This is a genomic window from Caballeronia sp. SL1002, from assembly GCF_057814995.1.
Genome location: NZ_JBYMUW010000005.1, coordinates 973288 through 990730, shown reverse-complemented (window position 1 = coordinate 990730; position 17443 = coordinate 973288). Strand labels below are relative to the sequence as shown.

At 63.3% G+C, this 17443-nt stretch carries 15 protein-coding genes; 9 read left to right on the top strand and 6 right to left on the bottom strand.

Annotation, left to right across the window (positions count from 1 at the left end; all coding sequences use genetic code 11):
* Positions 1–44: 44 nt before the first annotated feature.
* The 3 genes from AC3D25_RS28815 to AC3D25_RS28805 form a co-directional block, all read right to left on the bottom strand.
* A complete protein-coding gene (locus tag AC3D25_RS28815) occupies positions 45–197 on the bottom strand; it encodes a hypothetical protein (RefSeq protein ID WP_488891886.1) in 153 nt (50 codons plus the stop codon).
* Positions 197–955: a hypothetical protein gene (locus AC3D25_RS28810; protein ID WP_488891885.1), complete on the bottom strand. Its 759-nt coding sequence runs from the start codon at positions 953–955 to the stop codon at positions 197–199. The genes AC3D25_RS28815 and AC3D25_RS28810 overlap by 1 nt, the downstream gene beginning before the upstream one ends.
* Before the next feature lie 236 nt (positions 956–1191).
* Positions 1192–1941, bottom strand: a complete 750-nt coding sequence (locus tag AC3D25_RS28805) for an LOG family protein (RefSeq protein ID WP_488891884.1) — start codon at positions 1939–1941, stop codon at positions 1192–1194.
* Position 1942: 1 nt separating this feature from the next.
* Between AC3D25_RS28805 and polA the strand changes: the two genes are divergently transcribed.
* The 3 genes from polA to AC3D25_RS28790 all read left to right on the top strand — a co-directional run bounded on the left by polA (position 1943) and on the right by AC3D25_RS28790 (position 7866).
* Positions 1943–4681: a DNA polymerase I gene (gene polA / locus AC3D25_RS28800; RefSeq protein WP_488891883.1), complete on the top strand. Its 2739-nt coding sequence runs from the start codon at positions 1943–1945 to the stop codon at positions 4679–4681.
* A 61-nt stretch (positions 4682–4742) separates the two neighbouring features.
* The gene (locus AC3D25_RS28795; RefSeq protein ID WP_488891882.1) at positions 4743–6080 is read left to right on the top strand and encodes an NAD(P)/FAD-dependent oxidoreductase; all 1338 of its coding nucleotides are present in this window, start codon (positions 4743–4745) and stop codon (positions 6078–6080) included.
* Positions 6081–6990: 910 nt separating this feature from the next.
* Positions 6991–7866 carry a dienelactone hydrolase family protein gene (locus AC3D25_RS28790; RefSeq protein WP_488891881.1) on the top strand — a complete coding sequence of 292 codons (876 nt, stop codon included), beginning with the start codon at positions 6991–6993 and terminating at the stop codon, positions 7864–7866.
* A gap of 6 nt (positions 7867–7872) precedes the next feature.
* Here the strand turns inward: AC3D25_RS28790 and AC3D25_RS28785 are convergent, their stop codons facing one another.
* Positions 7873–8742, bottom strand: coding sequence for a sulfurtransferase (locus AC3D25_RS28785; protein WP_488891880.1), 870 nt, complete (start codon positions 8740–8742; stop codon positions 7873–7875).
* 177 nt (positions 8743–8919) lie between these two features.
* A complete protein-coding gene (locus AC3D25_RS28780; protein WP_488891879.1) occupies positions 8920–10038 on the bottom strand; it encodes an aromatic ring-hydroxylating oxygenase subunit alpha in 1119 nt (372 codons plus the stop codon).
* Positions 10039–10353: 315 nt separating this feature from the next.
* Between AC3D25_RS28780 and AC3D25_RS28775 the strand changes: the two genes are divergently transcribed.
* From AC3D25_RS28775 to folE2, 4 genes are all read left to right on the top strand, one after another.
* Positions 10354–10653: an exodeoxyribonuclease VII small subunit gene (locus AC3D25_RS28775; RefSeq protein ID WP_488891878.1), complete on the top strand. Its 300-nt coding sequence runs from the start codon at positions 10354–10356 to the stop codon at positions 10651–10653.
* Entirely contained in the window at positions 10650–11537 is an 888-nt protein-coding gene (locus AC3D25_RS28770) for a polyprenyl synthetase family protein (RefSeq protein ID WP_488891877.1), read from the top strand. The genes AC3D25_RS28775 and AC3D25_RS28770 overlap by 4 nt, the downstream gene beginning before the upstream one ends.
* Positions 11538–11602: 65 nt before the next feature.
* Positions 11603–13525, top strand: coding sequence for a 1-deoxy-D-xylulose-5-phosphate synthase (gene dxs, locus AC3D25_RS28765; protein WP_488891876.1), 1923 nt, complete (start codon positions 11603–11605; stop codon positions 13523–13525).
* A gap of 165 nt (positions 13526–13690) precedes the next feature.
* The gene (gene folE2 / locus AC3D25_RS28760; RefSeq protein WP_488891875.1) at positions 13691–14497 is read left to right on the top strand and encodes a GTP cyclohydrolase FolE2; all 807 of its coding nucleotides are present in this window, start codon (positions 13691–13693) and stop codon (positions 14495–14497) included.
* Positions 14498–14549: 52 nt separating this feature from the next.
* Here folE2 and AC3D25_RS28755 read toward each other — a convergent pair whose 3' ends face one another.
* Complete coding sequence (locus AC3D25_RS28755) at positions 14550–15449, bottom strand: LysR substrate-binding domain-containing protein (protein ID WP_488891874.1); 900 nt, start codon at positions 15447–15449, stop codon at positions 14550–14552.
* Between the two features lie 106 nt (positions 15450–15555).
* Between AC3D25_RS28755 and AC3D25_RS28750 the strand changes: the two genes are divergently transcribed.
* Together AC3D25_RS28750 and AC3D25_RS28745 are read left to right on the top strand one after the other, a co-directional pair.
* On the top strand, positions 15556–16779 hold the full coding sequence (locus tag AC3D25_RS28750) for an MFS transporter (RefSeq protein WP_488891873.1): 1224 nt from the start codon (positions 15556–15558) through the stop codon (positions 16777–16779).
* Between the two features lie 36 nt (positions 16780–16815).
* Positions 16816–17442 (top strand): glutathione S-transferase family protein, encoded by a 627-nt coding sequence (locus AC3D25_RS28745; RefSeq protein WP_488891872.1) that lies wholly within the window; start codon positions 16816–16818, stop codon positions 17440–17442.
* Position 17443 lies beyond the last annotated feature (1 nt).

Sequence of the window (17443 nt, the reverse complement as noted above, 5' to 3'; positions counted from 1 at the left end):
TAACAGCATCATCGTCGCGCCGATGAGGCGCGCAAATTCGTCGTTCAGGTCCGATCCAAATTCGGAAACCGCCAGTCCATCGCAAGGCCGTCCGCGATCAGCCCTTGCACGGCGGTTTCGTCAACAGGGCACGTGACGAATTTGTGCTCGTCCTCGTTGTAGGCAAGCAGTACGCATTGTTTGATTCGTGATTTCATCAATAGCCCCGGCACTGGTTGTACCGCTCGAAAGCGCGTTGTTTGCAGAAGAAATATGTGTAAGGATCCCTTCTCATCGCACCGTATACGCTGCACTGGGCAAGGTCAATTTCGTATTGGGCTTCGCATAGCGCTTCATGCGCTTCGTCGACGCCGCGGGCGGCGATTTCGGTGACATCTGTCACGAGGGCTGGCGGGTCATACTCGAATGGCGTCGCATTGCCGAGCGGCGTCAAAGTCTTCGCGTCTGCAACGCTCCGGCCAATTCCCCCGTGCTCCTTGAGGAACGCGCTATGTTGGGCTACCGCAGCGTCGTACCATTTGACGTAAGAGCCCGGGCCTGAGGGAATCCATGAGCTACGGTTCACCTCCGGGCGCGTCGTTCGTGTATGTGGTACCTGTTCGAGCGATTGAAAAAAAGGAGACGCATATCCTCCCCCATATCGTGGCGGATCGATCGCCTTCAGGACGACGCCCTCGCCGCGCACCATGTCCATCAGCGCCTCGACGACCTCGAAATCCGAGCCAGACTTCGCCAGCCGATCGTGCCAGTGAAAATTCTCGCCGAGGAACGCGCGTACGCGCCTTACGAGATCTGGATCGTTCGCCCAGACGTCAGCGTGCGCACGCGCCGCGTATTGTTTCCCCGCGTCGATTGCTGCCTTTTCGTCTTCAGTCGGAAAGATGCTGCTGTGAAATTCATCGCGGCGATACATCATGTAGCGATGCCGCGAGTCCGTCTTGAGTTTTATCGCCATCGTCTCGCTCGTGAAAATACCGCGCTGCCCGAGGTCGGGTATTGAACGCGGTGAGGGAGACTGATGGTGCTGGGCAGGTGCATGGCCCGATACCAGATTGGTCTTAAAGCGGTTTCGCCTGACGCACCCGCTCGGCATTCTCGTTGGCTCGCGCAATGCGCCGCGAAAGCAGGAACGCGCAGGAAGCCAAAAAAAAAGCGGCCTCGAAAGGCCGCTCTTTTTAAATCGCCAACCGCTTACAGATAGAACATGCGGTCTTCGTCCGACTTGCCTTCAGCCGGCTGCTCGCCCGCATCTTCGCGGTCTTCGTACCACTTCAGCACCGCGTCGAGCACGAGATCGGGATCGTCGATCACCTGCATCAGGTCCAAATCTTTCGCGCTGATCACGCCGGTCGGCACGAGCGTGTCCTTGAACCACGCGAGCAGCCCCGCCCAAAAGTCCGCGCCGACGAGCACGATCGGCACATGGCGCGACTTCTTGGTCTGGATGAGCGTGAGCACTTCGGCCATTTCGTCGAGCGTGCCGAAGCCGCCGGGCATCACCACCACGGCATCCGAGTTCTTCACGAACGTGACCTTGCGCGTGAAGAAGTGCCGGAAGCGCAGCGAAATGTCCTGCCACTGATTGCCCGACTGCTCGTGCGGCAACTCGATGTTCAGGCCGACCGAAGGAGACTTGCCCGCATGCGCGCCTTTATTGGCCGCTTCCATGATGCCGGGACCGCCGCCGGAGATGACGGCGAAGCCCGCATCGGAGAATTTCTGCGCAATCTCGATGGCGAGTTTGTAGTAAGGCGACTCCGGTTTGAGCCGCGCCGAGCCATAGATGCTGATGGCCGGACGGATCTCCGAGAGGTACTCGGTCGCCTCGATAAACTCTGCCATAATCGTGAACATCTGCCACGATGCGCGAGCCTTTTTGGCCGTCGCGCGCTCTTGATCTGCGAGCGATCGCAGACTCGGAATCACTTTTCTCTTGTTCATAATGCCTGAAGAACTAAACCTTGAAGGTAAGACCCTGCTATTGGTCGACGGTTCTAGCTATTTGTACCGGGCCTATCACGCGATGCCCGACCTGCGTGGCCCAGACGGCGGCCCAACCGGCGCGCTGTATGGCATGATCAACATGCTGCGCCGTTTGCGGCGCGAGATCAATGCAGAGTATAGCGCGTGCATATTCGACGCCAAAGGCAAGACGTTTCGCGACGACTGGTATCCCGACTATAAGGCTAACCGCCCGTCCATGCCGGACGATCTCTCGCGTCAGATCGAGCCCATTCACGTGACCGTGCGCGCGCTCGGCTGGCCGCTCGTCATGATCGAAGGCGTCGAGGCCGACGACGTGATCGGAACACTCGCCGTCGCGGGCGAGAAGCGTGGAATGAAAGTCATCGTCTCGACGGGCGACAAGGATTTGGCACAGCTCGTGACCGATCATGTCACCCTCATCAATACGATGACCAACGAGACGCTCGATCGCGCGGGCGTCATTGCCAAGTTCGGCGTGCCGCCGGAGCGGATCGTCGATTACCTTTCGCTCATCGGCGACACGGTGGACAACGTGCCGGGCGTCGATAAATGCGGTCCGAAAACCGCACTCAAATGGCTGACGCAATTCGATTCGCTTGATGGCATCGTCGCACACGCGGACGAGATCAAAGGTGCGGTAGGAGACAATCTGCGACGTGCGCTCGATTTCCTGCCGATGGCGCGAAAACTCGTGACCGTGCGCACCGAATGCGATCTGGCGGCGCAAATCGTGTCCATCGACGAAACCCTGCCGAGCCGTCCCGAAGCGCGCGACGAATTGCGCGACCTGTTCACGCGGCACGGTTTCAAGACCTGGCTGCGCGAAGTGGAGATCGCGGACGCGGTGGAAGGCCCCGTCGATACGCCGCCCGCACCCGCGACGGATATCGTCCATCACTACGAGACGGTGCAGAACTGGGAACAGTTCGACGCGTGGCTCGCGAGAATCGACGCCGCCGAACTGACCGCGTTCGATACCGAAACCACGTCGCTCGATCCGATGGTCGCGCAACTCGTGGGGTTGTCGGTGTCGGTCGAGCCGGGACACGCCGCGTATATTCCGGTCGCGCATCGCGGGCCGGACGCGCCCGTTCAGTTGCCGCGCGACGAAGTGCTCGCGAAGTTGAAGGCGTGGCTCGAAGATCCGTCGAAGAAGAAGGTCGGCCAGCATCTGAAATACGACGCACAGGTGCTCGCCAATTACGGCATTACGCTCGATGGCGTCGCGCACGACACGCTCCTGCAATCCTACGTGCTGGAGTCGCATCGTCCGCACGACATGGACAATCTCGCGCTGCGCCACCTCGGCGTGAAGACGATCAAGTACGAGGAAGTGGCGGGCAAGGGCGCGTCGCAAATCGGCTTCGACGAAGTCGCGCTCGAACAGGCCGCGGCCTACGCGGCGGAGGACGCCGACATCACGCTGCGTTTGCATCAGGCGCTCTATCCGCAAGTCGCCGACGAGACCGGGCTGCTGCACGTGTACCGCGATATCGAAATGCCGACCGCGCGCGTGCTGCGCAAGATCGAGCGTAACGGCGTGCTGATCGACGGCGAGAAACTGCGTGCGCAGAGCACGCAGATCGCGGCGCGTTTGATCGAACTCGAAACCGAGGCGTACGTGCTCGCGGAGGGCGAATTCAACCTCGGGTCGCCGAAGCAGATCGGCCAGATTTTCTTCGAGAAGCTGCAACTGCCGGTGGTCAAGAAAACGCCGAGCGGCGCGCCGTCCACCGACGAAGAAGTCCTGCAAAAGCTCGCGGAAGACTATCCGCTGCCGAAGATCCTGCTCGAACACCGCGGCTTGTCGAAGCTGAAGTCCACGTACACCGACAAGCTTCCGCGCATGGTCAACGTGGCGACGGGCCGCGTGCATACGAACTACGCGCAGGCCGTGGCGGTGACCGGGCGGCTGTCGTCGAACGAGCCGAATCTGCAGAATATCCCGGTGCGCACGGCGGAAGGCCGGCGCATTCGCGAGGCGTTCATCGCGCCGCCGGGCGCGAAGATCGTATCGGCGGATTACTCGCAAATCGAGCTGCGCATCATGGCGCACATTTCGGGCGACGCGTCGCTGATGCGCGCGTTCGCGCAGGGCGAGGACGTGCACCGCGCGACCGCGTCGGAAATTTTCAGCGTCACGCCGATCGAGGTATCGAGCGATCAGCGGCGCATCGCGAAGGTCATCAATTTTGGCTTGATCTACGGCATGAGCGCGTTCGGTCTGGCGTCGAATCTCGGCATCACGCGCGACGCGGCGAAGCTTTATATCGACCGCTATTTCGCGCGTTATCCGGGCGTCGCGGCGTATATGGAAGGCACACGCACGAAGGCGAAGCGCGACGGTTTCGTCGAGACCGTGTTCGGCCGGCGCCTCTGGCTGCCGGAGATCAACGGCGGCAACGGGCCGCGCCGTCAGGGCGCCGAACGCGCGGCGATCAACGCGCCGATGCAGGGCACGGCGGCCGATCTCATCAAGCTTTCGATGATCGCGGTGCAGGACTGGCTCGAAGCGTCGGACATGAAGACGAAGATGATCATGCAGGTCCACGATGAACTCGTGCTCGAAGTGCCCGAAGACGAACTCAGCGAAGTTCGCCAGCGTCTGCCAGAACTGATGTGCGGCGTGGCGGCGCTCAAGGTGCCGCTCGTCGCGGAAGTCGGCGCGGGCGCGAACTGGGAGGAAGCGCATTGACGGGGCGCGCGATTCGGACACGCGCGCCAACGCTTACGATAACGACATAGGGAGAAGCTGAATGCATCGTTTCATCATCGTTGGAGGAGGCGCGGGCGGCGTTGAACTCGCCACGCGTCTCGGCGACAAGTTCGGCGCGACGGACGGCAAGAAGACGCCGCGCGTGCAGGTCACCCTGATCGACCGCAATCCCACGCATATCTGGAAGCCGCTGCTGCACGAAGTGGCGGCGGGCAGCATGGACCCGTTCACGCAGGAGCTCGAATACGCGGCGCAGGCGCGCTGGCACGGTTTCGAGTTCCAGCAGGGCGAATTGCTGAACCTCGACCGCGCGGCGAAACGCGTGACGATCGGCCCGCTGCTCGACGAAGAAGCCGGCGAACTCGTGCCGCAGCGCGATCTGGAATACGACACACTGGTGATCGCCATTGGCAGCACGACGCACTTTTTCGGCGTGCAGGGCGCGCAGGAAAATTCGATCGCGCTCGATACCGTGTCGCAGGCCGAACTGTTCCGCAAGCGCCTGATTGCCGCGTGCATCCGCGCGGAATACCGCACGCCGGATGCCGTCGTGGAAGGCGCGCCGCGCTTGCCGCGCATTCAGGTCGCGATTGTCGGCGGCGGCGCGACGGGCGTGGAGTTGTCGGCGGAATTGCGCAATACGGCGCAGGTGCTGGCCGCTTACGGGCTGCACAAACTGGATCCGCGCCACGATATCGGCATTGCGCTGATCGAGGCCGGGCCGCGCATTCTGCCCGCGTTGCAGGAGCGTGTATCGACGGCAACCGCCGATTTGCTTACGAAACTGGGCGTCGAACTGATGACCGGCGAAACGGTCGCGGAAGTCTCGCGCGATTCGATCCGCACGGCGAGCGGCAAGACCGTGCGCGCCGATCTGACGGTGTGGGCGGCGGGCATCAAGGCGCCGGCGGTGCTGGCGACACTCGACGGCCTGACGACGAACCGGCTCGGCCAGTTGATCGTCCGCCGCACGCTGCAAACCGAAATCGACGACAACGTGTTCGCCCTCGGCGATTGCGCCGCCTGTCCGTGGCCGGGCAACGAGCGCAATGTGCCGCCGCGCGCGCAGGCCGCGCATCAGCAAGCGAGTTTTCTGCTGCGCGCGCTCGAACGCCGGATGGACGGTAAACCGTTGCCGGAGTATACGTATCGCGATTTCGGATCGCTGGTCTCGCTCGGGCATTACAGCGCGGTCGGCAGCCTGATGGGCGGGTTGATCGGCGGGAATATGCTGATCGAAGGGTTGTTTGCGCGGTTTATGTACATGTCGTTGTACCGGTTGCATATCGCGGCGCTGCATGGGTATCCGCGCATGGTCCTCGATACGTTTGCGCACTGGCTGCGGCGGTCTACCGCGCCGCGGGTTAAGTTGCACTGAGGTTTAAGCGGTGTTGGGTTTTTTGCCGCGGGTGGGTCTTGCTTACGCTTGTTGTTGCTTTGGTTACTAGGCGCTCTTGGGAACTTGCTTTCGTGTAGGTCTATTAGCACGCCGCTATGCGCGGCGGCAGTCACTTTCTTTGCTGCTGCAAAGAAAGTAACCAAAGAAAGCAGCGTGACCGTCTAAGTGTCCACCACGAACGGTTTCTGGGAGTGGTGCGCAAGCTGATTCGGCCATCGCTCCACACAACAAAGTGGAGCCGCTCATTCATCCCGGCAGGCACGAAGTGCCTGCCGGTAAGGCATAACCGAGAAACCAAACCGACCACCGACCACCGACCACCGACCACCGACCACCGACCACCGACCACCGACCACCGACCACCGACCACCGACCACCGACCACCGGTTTCTGTTGTGCCGGTCGTGCGAGCGCAGCGAGGACGGAACTGACAGGTGCTGTGCCAATCCGGTTATGCGCGTGACAGCCGAATCAGCTTGCGTGCCTATCCGCGTGGTTATTCGAGGTGGACATTTAGGCGGATAAGCTGCTTTCTTTGGTTACTTTCTTTGCAGCAGCAAAGAAAGTGACTGCTGCCGCGCATAGCGGCGTGCTAATAAACCTACACGAAAGCAAGTTCCCCGAAAAGCGCAAGCCAACCAGACGGTGCACGCGAACCCGAACGCGAACCCGAACCGAAGCCCCGTGTTAGTACCCGACCACGGCCGCCCCGCCCGTACCCCACCTCCGTGACCAGCGCAAAGCTGTTTAGAATGGGCAGGCTCGGCGCGGCTCGGGAGCCCAAGCAACTCAAGCCGCGCCGCAGCACCCATTCATGGCCGCGCCGCGCATGACCCGCGCGGCTTGATCGATTCGCATCGTCGCGGCGCTTTAGCCGCAGGAGCCTCGCATGCTTACGCCTGATGTAGACAGCCTGATCCCGCACGTTCCGTTCAACCGACGCACCTTCATCAAAGCCGCGTTCGGCACCGGTTTCGCGGCCGCCGTGCTGCCGGTTTCCGCGCAAACCATTCATACCGATAGCGACGGGCTGGAGGCCGGCGCGATCGGCGTTCATGCGGCGGACGGCACGCTTGTCCCGGCGTATCGCGCACAGCCGAAAGGCCGCACGAAGCTGCCGGTGATTATCGTGGTGCATGAGATTTTCGGCGTCCACGAGCATATTGCCGATGTCTGCCGGCGCTTCGCCAAGCTCGGTTATCTGGCGATCGCGCCGGATCTGTACACGCGGGAAGGCGACGCATCGGTCTATCCGAGCATTCAGCAACTCAACGATCAACTCGTCTCGAAAGTACCGGATTCGCAAGTGATTTCGGACATCGACGCAACGGTCACGTGGGCCGGCGAGCACGGCGGCGACCTGAACCGGCTGGGCGTGACGGGCTTTTGCTGGGGCGGGCGCATCACGTGGCTGTATGCCGAGCACAATCCGCGCGTGAAGGCGGCGGTGGCTTGGTACGGGCGGCTCGTCGGCAACAAGACGGCGAACACGCCGCAAAATCCGCTCGATCTCGTCGCCGATCTCAAGGCGCCCGTGCTCGGCCTATACGGCAAGCAGGATCCAAGCATTCCGCAAGACACGATCGCGCAGATGAAGACCGCGATCGCGAGCGGCCCGGCCGTCGGGCGCAGTTCGCAGTTCGTGGTCTACGACGACGCGCCGCATGCCTTTTTCGCCGATTACCGGCCGAGTTATCGCAAAGAAGACGCCGAGGACGGCTGGCGCCGCGCCCTTGCGTGGTTCAAGGAACACGGCGTGAAATAAAACGCGTCAGGGCGTGGCGCCGGTCGTCACGGGGCGAGCCGGATCCGAGCACCACTCGCTCCACGATCCTGAATACAGCGCCGCGCCGTGAAATCCGGCGATTTCCATCGCCAGCGCGTTATGGCACGCCGTCACGCCGGAGCCGCATTGCAGCACCACGCGGTCCGGCGGCGTCGCGCCGAGCAGCGCCGCGAACGTCTCGCGCAGCTCGTGCGCGGTCTTGAAACGGCCATCGGCGGTCAGGTTGTCCTTGAAAAAGCGGTTCAGCGCGCCCGGAATGTGGCCGCCGACCGCATCGAGCGTTTCATTTTCACCGCGATACCGATCAGCCGCGCGCGCGTCGATCAACAGCCGTTCGCGCGTCGTCAGATTGCGCTCGACGGCCTGCGCGTCGATCGTCACCGAAAGCGGCGCGCCGGGCTTGAAATCGCCGGGCGTTTTAGCGGGAACATCGGTTTCGAGCGCTTGGCCCGCCGCTTCCCACGCATGCAGTCCGCCGTCGAGCAGCGCAACCGAATCGTGACCGATCCAGCGCAGCAACCACCAGAGCCGCGCGGCGTACATGCCACCTTGCGCGTCGTAGGCGACGACTTGACGCCCTTCGGTCAAGCCGAACTCAGCAAGCGTTTCGACGAGCGCCACCCGATCCGGCAACGGATGCCGCCCGTTTTTACCCGTCTTCGCGCCGGAAAGATCGCGGTCGAGATGCAGATAATGCGCGCCCGGCAGATGCCCGGCGCGGTACGCGGCTTCGCCCGCATCGGGTGCGGCGAGATCGAAACGGCAATCGAAAACGAGCACGCTGCCGGGCGCGGCGGCGAGGCGCTCCGCCAGATTGGCGGCGGAAATTAGCGTGGTGTAGTGAGTGTGTGGCATGACTGCTCCAGATAAGGGCCGCGCGGGCTTCGTGGACGCGGAAGACGGCGGGACGTGTTTGTTATCGCTTGTTTTTGACGCTCGATCAAGCTGGCCGAAACGCCTAGTCTAAACAAAAAAAGACGGGCCGAAGCCCGTCTTTCCGCTGTCTGTCTGGCCGTCCAAGGCTGTTCGGCCTTAAATCTCGCCAAGCTGTTTCCGCAAAAACTCGTGGAAGTGCTGCATGCCGGATTCCATCGGACTTTGATACGGCCCGACTTGCGATTCGCCGCGCGACATCAGCGCGCGCCGTCCGGCGTCCATGCGCTCGGCGATTTCGTCGTCTTCGCGCGCCGTTTCCATATAGGCAGCGCGCTCCGCCTCGATAAACTCACGCTCGAACAGCGCAATTTCCTCGGGATAATAAAACTCGACGATATTCGTAGTTTTCTGCGTGCCGCGCGGAATGAGCCACGAAACAACGAGCACGTGCGGATACCACTCGATCATGAGACCGGGGTAATACACCATCCAGATCGCGCCGAATTCGGGCGGCTTTCCGCCACGGAATTTCAGCACTTCATCGTGCCATTTCCGATACGTCGGGCTACCCGGCTTTTCCAGATTCTTGTGAACGCCAACGGTCTGGACGCTGTACCAGTCGCCGAATTCCCAGGTCAGGTCGTCGCAGGACACGAAGCTGCCGAGGCCCGGATGGAACGGCGCGACGTGGTAATCCTCCAGATAAACCTCGATGAAGGACTTCCAGTTGTAGTCGCACTCGTGGACTTCGACGTGATCGAACATGAAGCCCGAAAAGTCGAAATGCTTCGCCGTGCCGAGGCGCGCGAGATCCGCCGCGACGTTGCGGCCTTCAGCCTCGAACAGCAATCCTTGCCAGTTTTGCAGTGGCGTGGAGCCTAGATTCAGGCACGGTTTATCGGCGAAATGGGGCGCGCCGAGCAATTGTCCGTTCAGATCGTAGGTCCAGCGGTGCAGCGGGCAGACGATATTGTCCGCGCGGCCGCGCCCGTTCAGCATGATGGCCTGCCGGTGACGGCAGACATTCGACAGCAGTTCGATCTGCGACTGCTGCTGCGAATCCTTGCTACGGACGAGCAGACGCCCTTCGCCTTCGCCTGGAAGCGCGAAATAGTTTCCCGTCTCGGGAACCATGAGCTCGTGCCCGATATACCGCGGACCTTGCTTGAAAAGTGTTTCGATTTCGCGCGTAAGAAGCGCTTCGTCAAAGTAAGCCGTGACTGGCAGCTGGCTGTGAACAGAATTCAACTGCAATGCATTGCTCAGATTGGACATTCCCACTCCCGTGAAGACGTGAAAGCAGTGAACAACCCAACCATCGAAAATTCGATTTAGGGAGCCCGCGATTATACCCAAAACCCCTTTCCCGGGGCGCTAAAGCCTTGTTTTGGGTCAATTTCCAGCGGCTAGTTCCGGCTTTTTAGCGTCGTTTTCGGACAGGTTTAAGACGTGGGCAAGAACTTGAGAGAAAACGGGGTGCGGCGGGAAAGGGCCGCAGCAAAGGGTCGGGGCAGGGTGGAGGTCGGAAAACCGGCTTTTGCCGTAGAATGTGCGACTTGTTCCCAAAATTCGATTCCAGACCAACGATTCATGGCGAAAACCGCAACGCAGGAAGCTGCCGCCAGCACGGACGGCGCGCCGCTTCCAGAGAACTATGAAGCGGCGCTGGCAGAGCTCGAAGGACTTGTCGCGCGTATGGAAGGCGGCGCGCTGTCCCTTGAGGAATCGCTCGCGGCGTACCGCCGGGGCGCGTCGCTCGTAGGCTTTTGCCAGCAGCAACTCGAAAAAGTCGAGCAGCAAGTGCGCGTCCTCGACGGCGAAACGCTCAAGAACCTGCCCGCCGATGTCGCGCGCTTGGCGCAAGACGGCCCCGCGGGAGACGACCTATGACATTCGATATATGGATGCGCGGCGTGCTCGATCGCGTCGAAACCGCACTCGATCACTATTTGCCGGGCGCGGACGTCGCGCCGGTCAAGCTGCACGAAGCGATGCGCTACGCCGTGCTCGGCGGCGGCAAGCGCGTGCGTCCGCTCCTGTGCCACGCGGCCGGCGAGTTGACGGGCGCGAGCGCGCGGGCGCTCGAAGCCGCGAGTGCCGCGCTGGAAATGATCCACGTGTACTCGCTCGTGCATGACGACATGCCCGCAATGGACGACGACGCGTTGCGTCGCGGAAAGCCCACGGTACACGTGCAATATGACGAACCGACGGCACTGCTCGTCGGCGATGCGTTGCAGTCGCAGGCGTTTGTCGCGCTGACGGACGCGAACGGAGCGCTCGACGCGACGCAGCAGGCCGCGCTCGTGCGCGAACTGGCGGTGGCGAGCGGCTCGCTCGGCATGGCGGGCGGTCAGGCGATCGACCTGGACAGCGTCGGCCGTAAGCTGACGCGGCCGGAGCTCGAAACGATGCATCGGAAAAAGACCGGCGCGTTGCTGCGCGCTTCGGTGCGCATGGGCGCGCTGGCGGGATCGACGCCCGACGCCGCGGCGCTCGCGGCGCTCGACGCGTACTCGGCGGCGGTCGGGCTGGCATTTCAGGTGGTGGACGACATTCTGGACGTCACCGCCGACTCCGCGACGCTCGGCAAAACCGCCGGGAAAGACGCGAAGGACGACAAGCCCACGTATGTTTCGATCATCGGGCTGGACGCATCGCGCGAACTGGCGGCTCACTTGCGCCGCGACGCGCACGCCGCGCTCGAACCCTTCGGCTCGCGCGCACAGCGCCTGGCCGAGCTTGCAGACCTGGTCGTGAACCGGGTGCATTGAACGCTGAATGCGCGAAATCCGCTGAGATGGCGGCCACGCGCCAGATTTCCTAAAATGGAACGACGATGTACGACTTGCTGAAAAAAATCGACGATCCGGCCGCTCTCCGCGCCCTGGATCGCCGCGAACTGCAACCGCTTGCCGATGAACTGCGGGCCTACGTGCTCGACAGCGTCTCGCAGACGGGCGGTCACCTGTCGTCGAATCTCGGCACGGTCGAACTGACGATCGCGCTGCATTACGTATTCGACACGCCCGACGATCGCATCGTCTGGGACGTCGGCCATCAGACTTATCCGCACAAAATCCTGACCGGCCGCCGCGACCAGATGCATTCGCTGCGCCAGGCCGGCGGCATTTCCGGCTTCCCGCGCCGCAGCGAATCGCCTTACGACACGTTCGGCACCGCGCATTCGAGCACCTCGATTTCGGCCGCGCTCGGCATGGCGATCGCGAGCAAATTGCAGGGCGACAACCGCTTTTCGATCGCGGTGATCGGCGACGGCGCGATGACCGCCGGCATGGCGTTCGAGGCGATGAACAACGCGGGTGTCGAAGACGACGTGCCGCTCCTCGTCATCCTGAACGACAACGACATGTCGATCTCGCCGCCCGTCGGCGCGCTGAATCGCCATCTGGCGCGACTGATGTCCGGCCGCTTCTACGCCGCCGCGCGCGCGGGCGTCGAGCGCGTGCTGCGCGTCGCCCCGCCGATGCTCGATCTCGCCCGCAAGCTCGAAGAGCACGCGAAGGGCATGATCGTGCCGGCCACGCTGTTCGAGGAATTCGGCTTTAATTACATCGGTCCGATCGACGGGCACGATCTCGATTCGCTTATTCCGACGCTGCAAAACATCAAGGAACTGCGCGGTCCGCAATTCCTGCACGTCGTGACGAAAAAGGGCCAGGGGTACAAGCTGGCCGAGGCCGATCCGGTGCTGTATCACGGCCCCGGCAAGTTCAATCCGGCCGAAGGCATCAAGCCGTCCACGGCGCCGTCGAAGAAAACCTACACGCAGGTATTCGGCGAATGGCTGTGCGACGCGGCCGAGCAGGACTCGCGGGTGGTCGGCATTACGCCGGCGATGCGCGAAGGTTCCGGCATGGTCGAGTTCGAGAAGCGTTTCCCCGACCGTTATTTCGACGTCGGCATCGCCGAGCAGCACGCGGTGACGTTCGCGGGCGGTCTCGCCGCCGACGGCATGAAGCCGGTCGTCGCGATCTATTCCACGTTCCTGCAGCGCGGCTACGACCAGTTGATTCACGACGTCGCGCTGCAAAACCTGCCGGTCGTGTTCGCCATCGACCGTGCCGGTCTGGTCGGCGCGGACGGCGCGACGCACGCGGGCAATTACGATCTCGCGTTCCTGCGCTGCATCCCGAACATGACGGTGATGGCCGCATCCGACGAAAACGAATGCCGCCAGATGCTGTACACCGCGCTCCAGCAACCGAATCCGACGGCGGTCCGTTATCCGCGCGGCGCCGGGACGGGCGTTGCCACGGTCAAGAAAATGACTGCGATTCCGCTTGGAAAGGGCGAAATTCGACGCGAATCGTCGCAAAAGCTCGGCTCGGGCTGCCGGATCGCCATTCTGGCGTTCGGCACGATGGTCGCGCCCGCGCTCGCAGCCGCCGAGGAACTGGACGCGACGGTCGCCAATATGCGTTTCGTGAAGCCGATCGACGCCGAACTGCTCCGCGAACTCGCCGCGACGCACGACGCGCTGGTCACGGTCGAGGAAGGGTCGATCATGGGCGGCGCGGGTTCGGCGTGCGTCGAATCGCTGCTCGCGAACGCGGTCGTGAAACCGGTGCTGCAACTCGGTTTGCCCGACGTTTTCATCGATCACGGCGATCCGGTCAAGCTGCTCGCGGGCTGCGGCCTCGATGGCGCGGGCATCGCCCGTTCGATCCGCGAACGCTTTCTCGCGCCCGCTGAAGCCAGCGGCGTGGCATCCAGCAAACTCAGCAAGCGCGTCGCCTAAGCGCTTTTCATCGAAGTCGGCCTGGCGCGCCGGGGAAGTGGGCCATGTCGGTCATATCGGCTGTGACATTGATTTTTACGACCCGCGCGTGCATCGTGCCGGGTCTATTTGGCTTTCGACGCCGCTCGGACCCGGCTGTGGGCGCGGTGAATAAGGAATGAAGAAATGAATCAGATGAATCCCGCGTTTGCGATGCCCGACGTGCAAAGCTCGCCCGATACGCGGCAAATCCCGATCCAGCGCGTCGGCGTCAAGGCAGTGCGCCATCCGCTGACCGTGCGCACGGCGGGCGGCGAGTTGCAGCCGAGCGTCGGCGTGTGGAATCTCGACGTTCATCTTCCCGCCGATCAAAAAGGCACGCACATGTCGCGTTTCGTCGCGCTGCTCGACGAACATCGCGCGCCGCTCGATCCGGCCGCGTTCGGCGCGATGCTTGCTGCGATGCTTGAGAAACTGGAAGCGGAAGCGGGGCGGATCGAAGTGTCGTTTCCGTACTTCGTGATGAAAACCGCGCCGGTGTCGGGCGTGCAAAGCCTGCTCGACTACGAAGTGACGCTGACCGGCGAATTGCGCGGCGGCGAGACGCGGCTTTGGCTCAAGGTGCTGGTGCCGGTGACGAGCCTGTGCCCGTGCTCGAAGAAGATCTCGCAATACGGCGCGCACAATCAGCGCTCGCACGTCACGATCGCCGCCGAACTCGCGGCCGACGTGCCGGTGGAAGACCTGATCCGGATCGCGGAAGAAGAAGCGTCGTGCGAGCTTTGGGGTTTGCTCAAGCGCCCGGACGAAAAATTCGTGACCGAGCGCGCGTACGAAAATCCGAAATTCGTCGAGGATCTCGTGCGCGACGTCGCCACGCGCCTGAACGCCGACACGCGCATCGCCGCGTATGTGCTGGAGGCCGAGAACTTCGAGTCGATCCACAATCACAGCGCGTATGCCGTGATCGAGCGTGACAAACGCAGCGCGTAGTGCTTATTGCTCACGCCGCGTGTGAAAAGGCCGATCTCCGATCGGCCTTTTTTCATGCCGCCGCGCGTTCCCACGGCGCAGGTTCGCCGCGCACCGCTTCGATGAGAATCGCGGCCAGTCGATCGACCGGCGGCGTGGACGTCGCGGTCGATCGATGCAGCGCGAGCGGAATGGCGGGCAGCGCGGGGAGCGCGCGGTCGTCGAGCGGCTCGACACTCGCAGGCAAACCGAAGCGCGTGCGCACCGTCACGCCGAGGCCGGCCGCCGCCGCCGCCCATAAACCGGACAGGCTCGGACTCGTGAACGCCACGCGCCACGCGATTCCCGCGCGATCCAGCGCCGCCGTCGCCGCCGTGTGGAAAAGACACTGGCGATCGAACGCGACGAGCGGCAGCGGCTCGGCGGTATCGAAGGGAAGCGGCCGATTGGACGCGCCGATCCAGCACATCGACGGCATCGCGAGACGTTCCGCCGGGCCCACGCCGACGAGCCCGTCGCCGCCCCACACGAGCGCCAGATCGAGTTGGTTCGCGGCGACGCGTTCGAGCAGATCGGCATTGCGCGCGACCCGTGCCTCGATCCGCACTTTCGGATGCGCGCGCGCAAATCGGCCGAGCACTTGCGGCAAAAACGCCTCGCCGAAATCTTCCTGAAGACCGAGCCGAACCCAGCCTTCCAGATCGACGCCGCGCACGGCGACGGCGGCTTCGTCGTTTAATTCGACCAGACGCCGCGCGTAGGCGAGCATCGTCTCGCCGGATTCCGTCAGCGCCAATCCGCGTCCCGACTTGCGGAACAGTGGCGTTCCGGCTTGCTCTTCCAGCTTGCGGATTTGCGCGCTCACGGCAGACGTCGATCGGCCCACGCGATCCGCCGCCTTCGCGAAACTTCCCAAATCCATTCCCGCGACAAAACTGCGGAGCACGGCGAGGTCGAAAGTAACGTGGCTCATGGCGTTCAACCGTCCTGTTTTATCGAATGATGGGTTTAATATTTTCTGATATTCCGAACGATGTCAAGGCGGCACACTGAACCGGTTCAATCCCGGAGTGCATGCAATGACAACTCAACCTCTTATCTGGCGCGGCGCGGACGCGGCGTCGCATCGCTGGAAAGTGCTCGGCGCGGGTGTCGCGGCCAATGCCAGCTTCTCGGCGGCGGCGGCTGGGATCCCGACCACCGCCGTCTGGATGCGAACGGCTTATCACCTGAGCAACGCCGAACTCGGTGTCGTGCTCGGTGCAATCGGGCTGGGCGTGGCGGTGTCCGAATTGCCGTGGGGCATGCTCACCGACCGCTGGGGCGACCGTCCCGTGCTGATTTCCGGCCTGCTCGGCACCGCCGCCGTGCTTGCCGCGATGGCGGTCGGCTTGACGCCCGGCGCGTCCGCCCTCGGATGGCTGATTTTTGCGATGGCGCTGGCCGGACTGCTCGGCGGGAGCGTCAACGGATCGAGCGGACGGGCGGTGATGGCGTGGTTTCGCGAAGGCGAGCGCGGCCTCGCGATGAGCATCCGGCAGACCGCCGTGCCGCTCGGCGGCGGCTTGGGCGCGCTGATCTTGCCGTGGCTGGCGGCATCGCGCGGGTTCGCCTCGGTGTTCGGCGTGCTCGCCGCGATGTGCGCCGTCTCGGCGTTCTTCGCGTGGCGCTGGTTGCGCGAAGCGCCGTTCCACGCGGAAAATCCGGTTGCGTCAAAGGGCGGACCGCTCGGCGATGCGCAGGTGTGGCGGATCGTGGCGGCGATCGGCGTGCTGTGCGTGCCGCAATTCGCCGTGCTGACCTTCGCGACCGTGTTCCTCCACGATTTCGCGCACGCGGGAATTGGCGGGATCACGGTCACGATGGTCGCGATTCAGGCGGGCGCGATGGTGATGCGTGTCTGGAGCGGCCGGTTTACCGACCAGCGCGGCAACCGGCGCGGTTATCTGCGCGGCTCGGCGCTGGTCGCCGTCGCCGGTTTCGTCGCGCTGGCCGTGACGGTCGCGCTTGCGGGCAGGCAGCACGCGAGTGCTGCGTGGCTGATGGCGATCCTGGCCGCGGCGGGAATCTGCGTCTCGGCGTGGCACGGCGTCGCCTACACGGAACTCGCGACGCTCGCGGGAACGGCGCGCGCCGGCACCGCGCTCGGCATGGCGAATTCGGCGGTCTATATCGGCCTTTTCGTGACGCCGATGGCCATTCCCCACGTGCTCGCCGCCGGATCGTGGGCGACGGTCTGGCTGGTCGCCGCCGCGTGTGCGCTGTGCGCCTATCCGTTGTTTCCGAAGCCGGGACGCCGTTAAAATTTTCGTTCCCCAAGAGAGAAGCGGAGTTTTATCGTGATTTTGATCGGCCAGTACGATTCGCCTTTCGTGCGGCGTGTCGCCGTCGCGTTGACGCTTTACGGCATGCCGTTCGAGCAGCAGCCGCTCTCGGTTTTCGGCGATGTCGAGAAAGTCACGCCGTTCAATCCGCTCGTCCGCGTGCCGATTTTGGTGCTGGATTCGGGCGAAACGCTGATCGAAAGCGCGCTGATTCTGGATTATCTCGATGAACAAGCCGGACCGGACCGCGCGCTCTTGCCCGAACGCGGCGAGTCGCGGCGGCGGGCGCTCAAGGTGTGCGCGCTCGCCACCGGTCTCGCCGATAAAGCCGTCGCGCTGGTGTACGAGCGGGCGCTGCACGCGGAGAAATCGCAGATGTGGGTGGAGCGTTGCCAGCGGCAGTTGCAGGGCGCACTCGACGCGCTCGAAGCCGATCGGGCGGAGCGTGCCACGTCGTGGTGGTTCGGCGACACGCCCGGTCACGCCGATATCGCTGTCGGCTGCGCGCTGCGCTTTGCGCGCGAGGCGCATCCGGACGTGTTCTCGCCGACGCGCTGGCCGACGCTGATCGCGCATTCCGACCGTTGCGAGTCGCTTCCCGCGTTCCAGGGCGCGGTGCAGGCGTTCAGTCCGCCGAACTGAA

Excerpts from the sequence above, each read along its gene's own strand:
- AC3D25_RS28815 (WP_488891886.1), bottom strand. The coding sequence starts at position 197 with ATGAAATCACGAATCAAACAATGCGTACTGCTTGCCTACAACGAGGAC.
- AC3D25_RS28810 (WP_488891885.1), bottom strand. The coding sequence starts at position 955 with ATGGCGATAAAACTCAAGACGGACTCGCGGCATCGCTACATGATGTAT.
- AC3D25_RS28805 (WP_488891884.1), bottom strand. The coding sequence starts at position 1,941 with ATGAACAAGAGAAAAGTGATTCCGAGTCTGCGATCGCTCGCAGATCAA.
- polA (WP_488891883.1), top strand. The coding sequence starts at position 1,943 with ATGCCTGAAGAACTAAACCTTGAAGGTAAGACCCTGCTATTGGTCGAC.
- AC3D25_RS28795 (WP_488891882.1), top strand. The coding sequence starts at position 4,743 with ATGCATCGTTTCATCATCGTTGGAGGAGGCGCGGGCGGCGTTGAACTC.
- AC3D25_RS28790 (WP_488891881.1), top strand. The coding sequence starts at position 6,991 with ATGCTTACGCCTGATGTAGACAGCCTGATCCCGCACGTTCCGTTCAAC.
- AC3D25_RS28785 (WP_488891880.1), bottom strand. The coding sequence starts at position 8,742 with ATGCCACACACTCACTACACCACGCTAATTTCCGCCGCCAATCTGGCG.
- AC3D25_RS28780 (WP_488891879.1), bottom strand. The coding sequence starts at position 10,038 with ATGTCCAATCTGAGCAATGCATTGCAGTTGAATTCTGTTCACAGCCAG.
- AC3D25_RS28775 (WP_488891878.1), top strand. The coding sequence starts at position 10,354 with ATGGCGAAAACCGCAACGCAGGAAGCTGCCGCCAGCACGGACGGCGCG.
- AC3D25_RS28770 (WP_488891877.1), top strand. The coding sequence starts at position 10,650 with ATGACATTCGATATATGGATGCGCGGCGTGCTCGATCGCGTCGAAACC.
- dxs (WP_488891876.1), top strand. The coding sequence starts at position 11,603 with ATGTACGACTTGCTGAAAAAAATCGACGATCCGGCCGCTCTCCGCGCC.
- folE2 (WP_488891875.1), top strand. The coding sequence starts at position 13,691 with ATGAATCAGATGAATCCCGCGTTTGCGATGCCCGACGTGCAAAGCTCG.
- AC3D25_RS28755 (WP_488891874.1), bottom strand. The coding sequence starts at position 15,449 with ATGAGCCACGTTACTTTCGACCTCGCCGTGCTCCGCAGTTTTGTCGCG.
- AC3D25_RS28750 (WP_488891873.1), top strand. The coding sequence starts at position 15,556 with ATGACAACTCAACCTCTTATCTGGCGCGGCGCGGACGCGGCGTCGCAT.